Here is a 9,366-nt window from a genome sequence, read left to right on the forward strand (position 1 = left end):
TGTCCACCCGCCGCCGACGCTCTGCCAGGGGCAGCCGCACCGCGCCGACGCTGCGCAGCACCGTCTTCTCGGCGCCCGCCTTGACGGCCTCCTCCGCGGCGGCCGGGCTCAGCGCGGTACGCAGCCCCGTCCCGTCCGTCTCGAAGACACCGACACGGGGAAGGTCCAGGAGCACGTCCCCGGCCAGGACGGCACTGTAGAGCTCGTGGGAGTGGATCACCGGGTGCTCGCCAGCGGGGAAGTCCCGGCTCATGGTGCCGAAGTCGCTGGTGGGCCGTTGCGGGACGACCGACACGAACGTGCCGGTCGCCAGCACCGTCTCCCGGCCGTAGCTCTCCTTCTTCACCGCGACCATGTAGCCGAACAGGTCGTCGTCCAGGTGCAGATCGGGGCGGCCCGCGGTGTAAGCCTGCTGCTTGGCGCCGGCGCCGCTGCGGATTACCGGTGACCGCGACTCCTGCACGGGCAGGCTGTCGCGCAGCCAGCGGCGGAACGCCTGCGCGGACACGTACGGGTGGACGTCCCGCCCGACCCGCAACTGCTTGACCTTGCCGTTGTTGTCCTCCGCCAAGCCGTTGTTCGGGGCTCCCGCCACAACATCCAGAACGATCTTGCCAACCAGGTACGTCACTGCTGCTCATCCTCCGTGTCGAACGTCAGGGCTTCGAGGTCGCGGGGATCGAGATCCTCCTCGCCCTCCTCCTCCGGCTGCTCGGGCTTCCAGCCGAGCGAGTTCAGCTCCTGCAGCACACCGACCAGGAGCATGTCCCGGTGGAACCAGGCCGGGTTCTGCGAGACCGGGCTGAACAGCAGCTCGAAGCCCCGCTCGGTCACCAACGGCCCCGCTGCTCCTGCGGGCGGCTTGACGGTCCACTGCACGCCCTGGGAGGTCAGCCACCCGCGCAGCTTCGACGGGTCGCGAAGCAGCGTGCGGAAGCTCCGCAGTTGGCCGCCGGTGGTGGCGGTGTTCAGCAGCACGGCCACGTTGCGGGCGGTCCTGGCGATCTCGGCCAGGTCTTTCTCGGTCATCAGCATTACCTCGGTCGCGAAGGAGTCGAGCAGCACCGCCAGGGCCTCGGCCCGGGACCGGTCACGCCCCGAGCGGGTCAGGCAGTTGAGGAGCCGGCCGTGGCCGGCGGCCACGATCCGACTGGGCGAGCGGAAGACGTTGCGGGCCAAGGCCACGAGCCCGGGCGTCGACGTACTGGCATGGGCGCGAACCAGCTCCGCGAAGCCGGCACGCCGATCACCCAGCCGCTGGGTGCAGCGCAGCCACTCGGCCAGCGGCTGCTCCAGCGGGTGGGTCTCCAGCTCTTGGCCGCGGTTGTTGTTGTTGAATACCACGAGGTCGAGGGCAGCGCCCATCGGCCGGCGGTGGGTGCGCAGCGCGACAAGTGCGACGACCTCCTGCGCGCCGGTCTGCCGTTTGCTGCCGTCGCCAGTGGCGGCGAGCATCCGGTTGTGGTCGACCTGCTCGGCCACGGCGTGCTGGAGGAAGTCGTCGTCCCAGCTGTGCACGGCGATGGACGGGCCGCCGGTCAGGCGCACCCCGTAGGGCAGCGCGTAGAAGCTGCACAGACACGGCCAGCACAAGGCCATGCCCTCGTGGCCTCGCGGGGTGGTGTTGCGGTACGCCTGGCTCTCGGCGAGCGGCACGTCGCTCTTCCCGTAGTACCCGACGGCCTGCCGTGAGCACAGCGCGCAGACCGTGGGCGGCCAGCCGGACGGCGGGGGCAGAGTCCGCCACTGCCCCACGCGCTCCGTGATCTCGGCATCGGTGCGCTTGCCGTTGCCGGGGTGGTTCATCGCGGTGTTGGGGAAGAAGGAATAGCTGACCTTCAACCAGAACCCGTCCGGCGCCTTGGTGTCGCGTCCGAGCGCTGCACGCAGCGCGTCCCGGGCCATCTGCGACAGCGCCACGTCGAACTCGGCCGCGGTGGTCTCCTCCGGAGAGCCGTCGCCGGCCAGGGCCGCGAGCGCGAACGCCCCCACCCTCTGCAAGGGGTGCGCGGTCAGCACCAGTTGGCCCTGCCCGAGGTCACCGTCAGCTGGCGCCGTCATGCTGCCACCCAGCCGAACCCGGCCGAGTTCGCCTGGCCCAGGCCCCAGCTCCACAAAGCCCGCAGCGTCTCCGGCGCTCCCGACAGCTCCACCTCGACGGCGGCCCCCGGCTTGGCCCCCTGCCCAACCGAGAACGACCTCTTCGGCCCCACCCACGACACCGACTCCAGGCTGACCCCGGCATCCAGGCCCAAGGTCTCGGCCTTGCGCCGCAGGTTCCCCTGGAAGTAGCCCGCCCACTCCAACTCAGTCGGCAGCACCCACGCCTGACGCGGCCCGCGCACCCCATCCGGACTGTAGCCGGAGCCCTTCATCACCACCGGAGTGGCCGTCCGCAACACGGCCCGGCCATCCGCAAACTCCGGCGGCTCCACCAGGCCGAGGCCCATCAGGCGTAGGGCGACCCCGCCCCAGTCCAACAATTCACGCTCCGCGAACCCGGCCGCCAGCGCCTCCACGATGGCCGGCACCGGGCTGCCGAACTCGACCACCCCCCGCCCGCCAGCCGCATACCGCCCCGGCCGCCGACGTGCGGACGAGAACACAGGCGCACCATGCCCGAACGGCGCCATCCCGTGAGGCCCCTCACCGTGCTCGTGCAACCGGCGCCCAAGCTCCGGAGCCACCCGCCCCAGCACGTCGTAGACCACCCCCCGACCAGGGGCCAGCACGCTGCCCCACGGCACCTCCTCCGCCGCCGTCACCACGGCCAGCCGCACCCTCATCCCGCACTCCAACGCTCAAACGGCATGACAAACCAGCAAGCTGACGAACCACCAGCCGCACAGTCCAGGACCCTAAACTGCACCACTGACAGCCGTCACAAGATTGCGCACAGTCACCCACGACCCCGGGCAGCACGCGATGCCGTACCGTTGAACAAGGCCACCCAGACCAACGCCAAGCTGTGCACCGCAGCACCACGACGTGGCCAACAGCATCACCGGGTTCCCACTGCAGAACCTGGCTCACTGACCAGTCACATCCGGCCTCTGACCTGCAGCTTTACCATCGGGCCTCATCGCCCCTGGGAGGGGTAGCAACCCGACCATCCAGTCCACCCGGCCGACCGCCTCCGGCGCCTCATCGCCCCTGGGAGGGGTAGCAACATGGCGGCGACGTCGGCACGGTCCTTGGGACGGCCGGGCCTCATCGCCCCTGGGAGGGGTAGCAACGCGAAGAAGACGGCCTCCATGCGGTACTGCTCGCCCGCCTCATCGCCCCTGGGAGGGGTAGCAACCTGGAGCAGGCGGTGGCCGCGGTACGCGCCGTCCACGCCTCATCGCCCCTGGGAGGGGTAGCAACTCCAGCGGCCCAGGACTTCTCCCGTGCAGGGAGGCAGCCTCATCGCCCCTGGGAGGGGTAGCAACACCAGCGCGGGGGTGTGGTAGTCCGCGGTACCCCACGCCTCATCGCCCCTGGGAGGGGTAGCAACGTCGCAGCCGGGCTGATCTCGGCGAGCTGCTCGGCGGCCTCATCGCTCCTGGGAGGGGTAGCAACAAGAAGGCCGTGGGCCACACGCACGTGCTCGCGGCCGCCTCATCGCACTTGGGAGGGGTAGCAACTTGTAGACCTGCGACGGCGTCCAAGGCCCCACGGCCACCGGCTCATCGCCCCTGGGAGGGGTAACAACGTCTGGAAGGGGTAGTCGGCGAGCAGGTGAGCGATGGCCTCATTGCCCCTGGGAGGAGTGACAATCTGGTGTGTGGTGCAGCCATGCTGTCTGTACCTCCAGCCTCATCGCCCCTGGGAGGGGTAGCAACCCCGCGTACACCAGCTTGGCGCCGGCCTCGCGGACGGGCCTCATCGCCCCTGGGAGGGGTAGCAACGCGCGGCCGTCAGGGTGGATCAGGATGTACGCGGGGGCCTCATTCTCCTGGGAGGGGTAGCAACGGGTAGACGACGGCGGGGGCCGCCCGGCGGCGGTAAGCCTCATCGCCCCTGGGAGGGGTAACAACTTGACGCCGTCCAGCACCTGGATGCCGATGCCGGCCTCATACCCCCTGGGAGGGTTAGCAACCGGACGGCGAGGTAGGAGCCTCCGAGGCCGATCGCCGCCTCATCTCATCGCCCCTGGGAGGGGTAGCAACCTGATCTAGCCGTCCCACCGGACGGGCTCGGTGCCAGCCTCATTGCCGGCAGGCATCCAGCACCTCATCGCCCCTGGGGAGGTGACGACAACTTCCCGGCCTCGTCGCCTCTGGGAGGGTAACAACGAGAAGCCGTGGGTGACGACGATGCCGGGGGCCTCCGCCTCATCGCCCCTGGAAGGGGTAGCAACGTGACTGGGCCGCGCGCGTCCAACCTCCAGCGGGCACGCCTCATCGACCCTGGGAGGGGTAGCAACTAGTGGCGGTATCGGGTAGCGATCAGGTCGCCCTGTCCCTCATCGCCCCTGGGAGGGGTAACAACCCGAGGGCTCGCCGTATGCGAGCGGTGTCGGTACCCGCCTCATCACCCCGGGGAGGGGTAGTAACTAGGCACCGACCTGGACCAACTCCTGCGGGTCCGCCGTCTCATCGCCCCTGGGAGGGGTAGCAACTCCCAGGCGGTGCAGTGCGAGCGCTTGACGCCGTCGCCGTCCTGCCTCATCGCCCTGGGAGGGGTAACGACGTGGCCTGGGCGAGTCCAAGCCGCGCCCAGGGCGGGCGAGGCCACCGTGCCGTTCGCGGACTGGGAGTGGCAGGTCGACCTGGTCGAGGGTGTAGTGCCGCGCGAGGTCGAGGAGTTGGTCGTGGCGCTAGTGGACCGGATCTGTGACCTGGCGGAGAAGGAGAACAGGCCATACGCCGCCGCCCGTGCGGCGGCCCGGTTCGAGCGCGCCGCCGGTTCGAGCGCGCTGCTGGCCGGACGCCAGGCCCGCAGCAGCATGATGACCTGGGAGTACATCGGCCGCGCCTTCGGCTGCTCGCCGGAGCAGGCGCTGGAGCGGTTCGGTGAGACACCGCCCGACGTCGATCAGGGTGGAGAGGAGTAGGTCGTCAGCCGCCGAGTTGAGGCCGGTGACCCCCGCCAGGCTGAGTCCCCGGTCTAGCCGCGGCCGTGGGAGATTGGGCAGGACCAGCAGGGACCGCGTCATCGCTAAGCCGGGGCACCCTCGGCCGTTTCCTCTCCGAGGAACAGTGCCCAGCGCTCCGAGCAGGCCGGTAGCGCTGCCGCCTGCTCGCACAGCGCGCGGAGCGCGGAGTTGCTCCGGACCTGACCGAGGGGGCTCTGGTCCAGCGCGAGGTCGCGCGCCGCGTTGATCTGGTTGGTCAGCACGGCAGCCTGGCGCTGGAGAGCCATGGCGTCGCGGTTCTCCTCCGCGTACGCCATGTAGCCAGCACGGAGGTCGGATTCAAGCTCGCGCAAGTCCACGGGGCCGATCGGATCGGAGGATGGGAGAACGGCTGAATCACGGGGCTCGGCATGCCAGAGCACCGCGCCAGTCGAGAGTTCGACGGCCTCGATCCACATCCCGATCGGGATTTCGGTAGAGGTGACGTACCAGGTGGCAGGGTCGGAGTCGCCCGCGATCTCAAGGGGCCTGGCAAGGCCGTCCCCGACCCCGAGCTCATGCTTGTGCACAGCCCAGGGCACTACCCCCCTGTCCAGCCGGACCGCTATTCGGATCGTCGTTCTGGTTGCCTCAAGCCCTGTCGTCTTAGGGTCGGTGCTGTCGCTCAACCAGATCAGTGGAAGCTCGTCGAAGAAGCTGGTGGCGTTCGTGCTGTATGGGACGATCGCGCCGACTGCTTGGAGGCCGGGTCGCGCGGGATCAGCAGGGACACTCCACGCGTCATGGTTGGTGTAGTGGAACAAGGTGACGGCCATGGCCGTACCCTCCCACACGACCGAGCTGCTCGTTCAGCGTCCGTGCTCACCCAACCTCGGCCGAACCCGGGGCCGGAGGGCGGCTGACCCGGCGCGCTACGCGTTAACTCCGGTGTCGTCGGAGTTGGCCGATGCAGGAAGTTGCTCGGGGACGTTTCGCAAGAGTGCGGCGGTCATCGCAAGCAGCGTTTCGGCTTCGGCCCTGCTGTACTCGAACGACTTCGTGATGGCGTCGTTGTGCATGGCCCCGGAGGTCTGGCTGTACAGCGAATCTTGGATTCGCCACCAGCGCTCCGACTGAGTGCACTGGTTGGCGAGCTTCTTGGAACCAGGGTTGTCCCACCCGGCATTGTGCTGTATCCACTCCAGGACACGGCGTACTTCCAGAATCGCTGCCCGGATGCTGCCTCTGGTGATCAAGCGCTGGGCTTCACGGAGGGCGAGTCCAGGCTCGGCACGCCGAGAGTCGTGGAGCGGGTACGGGACGGCCATCTCGAACGCTGCGGATGGGGCCGCTTGCTCCAGCTGTTCCTCCCACCGACTCCTCGGGATGGATATCTGGTCCGTGATGAGCGCGGTGCCGGGATAACCCGCCGCCTGCGGAAGCGTCGCCGACACCTCCACCTCGAACCGGGCGTCCCCAGACCGGCCAGCCTCGACCGCGTGAAGCTGCACGGTGGTGAGCGGGAACACCAAGGTTTGCCGATGAACGGTGACGGTCGGCGTGTATGCCAGGTTCGCCGTCACCCGCCCAAGCTGGGCCCGGTTGATCGGCGAAGCCGCGAACCCGAACAAGGTTGCCTCCAGCGAGAGGAGCTTCCCGGCCTCACTCAACGGCGATACGCCGACTGCGGCCTGGACTCGCAGTTCCTGGCCGCCGATCGAGCGGTAGAGCCACACCTGCTCGCCCATCTCCAGCGTGAACCTGATGTCGTTCTCGAAGCGCAGTTCCTGCACGGGTTCCCCCAGCTGAGCATCATTGGTCCCCCAATTCTGCCTGCTCTGATGCCCGTACCGCCGCTGGTTTCCCGCTTGGCTGGCGCGGCAGACCGACAGTTCTTGCGGGATGCCGGCAGGTCCTATCCACCGAGCAGCCGCGACTCAGTCCGCCGGCCTGGGCTTCCATCCGAAGCCGGAGTTCCGGAAGGCGTGTATCGAGCACCCGGCGTATTGGCGTGCCGCCCGGACCGCCGTCTCTCGGGACATGGCCTTCCCTCCTTCGGTGAAGATGGCGCCCTCCGTGCGGTTGCCGATGGCCTCCCGGAGAAAGACTGAGGCACTTTCTGGGATGAGCATCTCCGCCAGCCTGCTCTTCGAAGCGCCAGCGGCGGACAACGTGGTGTCGGTCGCGTCCCGGACGTCGAGAGAAAGGGGTCCGTGAGGTTGAACTTGACCTCCGCGAGCAGCACCCACAGAGTGCGTTGAGCGACGGGGATGGCCGAGTCCGAGATCAGTTCGTCGAACTGCTGGGGGGTGATGGTGTCGAGGTGCACGGTCGGCTCCTTGGTCACGTTACGTGATAGTCGGGGTGGGCAAGGGTGCGCTGCCGCCCACAGGTTCGCAGCGATGTCCGGCCCCGTTCGGTACCCGCGAGCGAGCCGTGGGCCTGCGATACTTGTCGGGCCGCAAGGCGGCCGAGCAGCGAGGCAATCGGCGGCGGCCAGAAGGCCGGCGGACCACCTCCCAGCACGGAATCGGCACACATGAGGCCGAGAAGCGCGGAGAGGTTGCGAGAGCCCTGGTGAGGCGTTCTCGCAGGTCAGTGGCCAAGTGGTCAACGTTTCTGCAGGTCAGCGCCTTGCCAGGGGAAAACTTACAAAGCAGATGTCGGCGGTTCGAAACCGTCCGCGCCCACCAGCACAGAAGGCCCGCAGCGATCATGCTGCGGGCCTTCTGACTGCACTGACTGACGGCAACCGCTGATGTCAGTCCGTCTTGCGGCGCCTCTTGAGGAGGCGGTCCATGTGCCCGAGCGCCTCGCGCCGGGTCTCCTCCGAGACGTGCGTGTAGACGTTCATGGTCACGGCGATCTGCGAGTGCCCGAGGATCTCCATCACCACCCGCGGTGCGACGCCGGCCGCGAACAGGATCGTCGCGCAGCCGTGCCGCGTGTCGTGGAGGCGGATGCGCGGCAGACCGGCGTCGGCCCCGATCCGCTCGAAGGACCGGCTGAGGTTCCGGGGCTCGATCGGCCGACCGGTCCGGGTGGTGAACACGTACCCGGTGTCCTCCCACTCCCGGCCGGCATCCTCCCGCTGCTTCGTCTGCTGGAACCGCCGCCAGCGCAGCGGAGCGATGCACATCGCCGGCAGTGGGATCGCCCGCGTCCGGCGGTTCTTCGTGCTGTCCGCGTACAGCTCCTTCTGGACGCGCTGGAGCTGGGTCCGAACGGTGAGCTTGCGGCCGTCCAGGTCGATGTCGCTCCAACGGAGCCCCAGGATCTCGCCCCGTCGGAGGCCCAGCGTGATGGCCAGCACGAACGCGGTGTACAGCGGGTCCGGGCGGGCCGCCTCCAGGAAGGCGACCGTCTCGTCCAGCGTCCATGTCTTCATCTCGCGCACCTCCACACGCGGGGCCGGGACCAACGTGGCCACGTTCCGGCTGATCAGTTCCTCACGGCAGGCCGCCGTGAGGGCCGTACGGAGCACGCGGTGCGACTCCTTCGCCGTGGCGGCGGAAGCCTCCCGCGTCACGGCGCCGACGAGGCGGCGCACGTCGGGGACGCTCAGCGACTCCAGGCGCTTGGCGCCGATGTGCGGGACCAAGTAACGCCGCACGTGGGTCTCGTACTTGGCGTACGTCGTCTTCTTCCGCTGCGGCCGGATGAACTCCTCCAGCCAGTAGGGGAGCCACTCCGACAGCTTCTGCGAGCGCGTCGGGGTAGGGACGCCGTCACGGGCGCGCTTCACCAGCTCCTGGCGCTTGGCGTCGCACTCCTCCCAGGTGTCGCCGTAGACGGTCTTGCGCTTGCGGGTGCCGTCCGGCTGCGGCACGTACACGCGCCCCTCGTAACGGCCATCCTTGCGCTGCCAGATGCTGCCGGCGCCGTTCGGGTTCTTCTTGCGGACCATCAGGGACTGTTCTCCTCGGTCTTGGCACGGAGGTACTCGGCGAGGCTGTCGACGGCGATCCGTCGGCAGCGGCCTTCGGTGAAGCTGACGAGCGTCTTGGCGCGGATGAGGTCGTAGACCTTGCTGCGGCTCATGCGGAGGGCGGCCATGACCTCGGGCACGGTCAGGGCTTCGGGGATAGCGGTGGCCACGGGCTTCCTTTCCGGAGCATGGCGGTGGGCTGGATGCGCAATTGGTGGCTACGCACGGCAACGGCCTCGCTGCGTGGACGGGGGTTGGGGCCGGAAAGTGTCAGGGATGTCAGGGCAAACCGTTGGCCTGCGGGTTTGGCTCCTGGCAGGGCGTGACGGTGGTTGAAAGACAAACCAGAAGGTGTGCCGGGGTGCGCCGCCAGCCCCCCCGGGAGGAAGTCGGGGGGGGA

Annotated in this window: 8 protein-coding genes and 1 CRISPR repeat array; of the genes, 1 reads left to right on the forward strand and 7 read right to left on the reverse strand. The window is 68.8% G+C overall.

The window, feature by feature from the left end; translation table 11 throughout:
* The 3 genes from cas7i to ACFWXO_RS40240 form a co-directional block, all read right to left on the reverse strand.
* Positions 1–631: type I-B CRISPR-associated protein Cas7/Cst2/DevR (gene cas7i / locus ACFWXO_RS40230; RefSeq protein ID WP_380530917.1), on the reverse strand; the 631-nt coding region annotated here is incomplete at its 3' end.
* A complete protein-coding gene (locus tag ACFWXO_RS40235; RefSeq protein WP_380530919.1) occupies positions 628–2,061 on the reverse strand; it encodes a hypothetical protein in 1,434 nt (477 codons plus the stop codon). The genes cas7i and ACFWXO_RS40235, both read right to left, overlap by 4 nt.
* Complete coding sequence (locus ACFWXO_RS40240; protein WP_380530922.1) at positions 2,058–2,786, reverse strand: CRISPR-associated endoribonuclease Cas6; 729 nt, start codon at positions 2,784–2,786, stop codon at positions 2,058–2,060. The genes ACFWXO_RS40235 and ACFWXO_RS40240 overlap by 4 nt, the downstream gene beginning before the upstream one ends.
* Before the next feature lie 290 nt (positions 2,787–3,076).
* A CRISPR array of direct repeats spans positions 3,077–4,674; the repeat unit is 29 nt; unit sequence GCCTCATCGCCCCTGGGAGGGGTAGCAAC.
* Between the two features lie 46 nt (positions 4,675–4,720).
* Between ACFWXO_RS40240 and ACFWXO_RS40245 the strand changes: the two genes are divergently transcribed.
* Positions 4,721–5,038 carry a hypothetical protein gene (locus tag ACFWXO_RS40245; protein WP_380530925.1) on the forward strand — a complete coding sequence of 106 codons (318 nt, stop codon included), beginning with the start codon at positions 4,721–4,723 and terminating at the stop codon, positions 5,036–5,038.
* A gap of 104 nt (positions 5,039–5,142) precedes the next feature.
* Here the strand turns inward: ACFWXO_RS40245 and ACFWXO_RS40250 are convergent, their stop codons facing one another.
* From ACFWXO_RS40250 to ACFWXO_RS40265, 4 genes are all read right to left on the reverse strand, one after another.
* Positions 5,143–5,874 (reverse strand): hypothetical protein, encoded by a 732-nt coding sequence (locus ACFWXO_RS40250; protein WP_380530928.1) that lies wholly within the window; start codon positions 5,872–5,874, stop codon positions 5,143–5,145.
* Positions 5,875–5,970: 96 nt separating this feature from the next.
* Positions 5,971–6,831: a hypothetical protein gene (locus ACFWXO_RS40255; RefSeq protein WP_380530931.1), complete on the reverse strand. Its 861-nt coding sequence runs from the start codon at positions 6,829–6,831 to the stop codon at positions 5,971–5,973.
* 968 nt (positions 6,832–7,799) lie between these two features.
* Positions 7,800–8,945: a tyrosine recombinase XerC gene (gene xerC / locus ACFWXO_RS40260; RefSeq protein ID WP_380530934.1), complete on the reverse strand. Its 1,146-nt coding sequence runs from the start codon at positions 8,943–8,945 to the stop codon at positions 7,800–7,802.
* On the reverse strand, positions 8,945–9,136 hold the full coding sequence (locus tag ACFWXO_RS40265; protein ID WP_380530937.1) for a helix-turn-helix domain-containing protein: 192 nt from the start codon (positions 9,134–9,136) through the stop codon (positions 8,945–8,947). Before ACFWXO_RS40265 ends, xerC begins: the two co-directional genes overlap by 1 nt.
* Between the last annotated feature and the right edge of the window lie 230 nt (positions 9,137–9,366).

Origin of the sequence: Kitasatospora sp. NPDC059088 (genome assembly GCF_042738155.1) — a bacterium.
In the GTDB taxonomy this organism is placed as follows: Bacteria; Actinomycetota; Actinomycetes; order Streptomycetales; family Streptomycetaceae; genus Kitasatospora.

Excerpts from the sequence above, each read along its gene's own strand:
- xerC (WP_380530934.1), bottom strand. The coding sequence starts at position 8,945 with ATGGTCCGCAAGAAGAACCCGAACGGCGCCGGCAGCATCTGGCAGCGC.
- ACFWXO_RS40235 (WP_380530919.1), bottom strand. The coding sequence starts at position 2,061 with ATGACGGCGCCAGCTGACGGTGACCTCGGGCAGGGCCAACTGGTGCTG.
- ACFWXO_RS40250 (WP_380530928.1), bottom strand. The coding sequence starts at position 5,874 with ATGGCCGTCACCTTGTTCCACTACACCAACCATGACGCGTGGAGTGTC.
- ACFWXO_RS40240 (WP_380530922.1), bottom strand. The coding sequence starts at position 2,786 with ATGAGGGTGCGGCTGGCCGTGGTGACGGCGGCGGAGGAGGTGCCGTGG.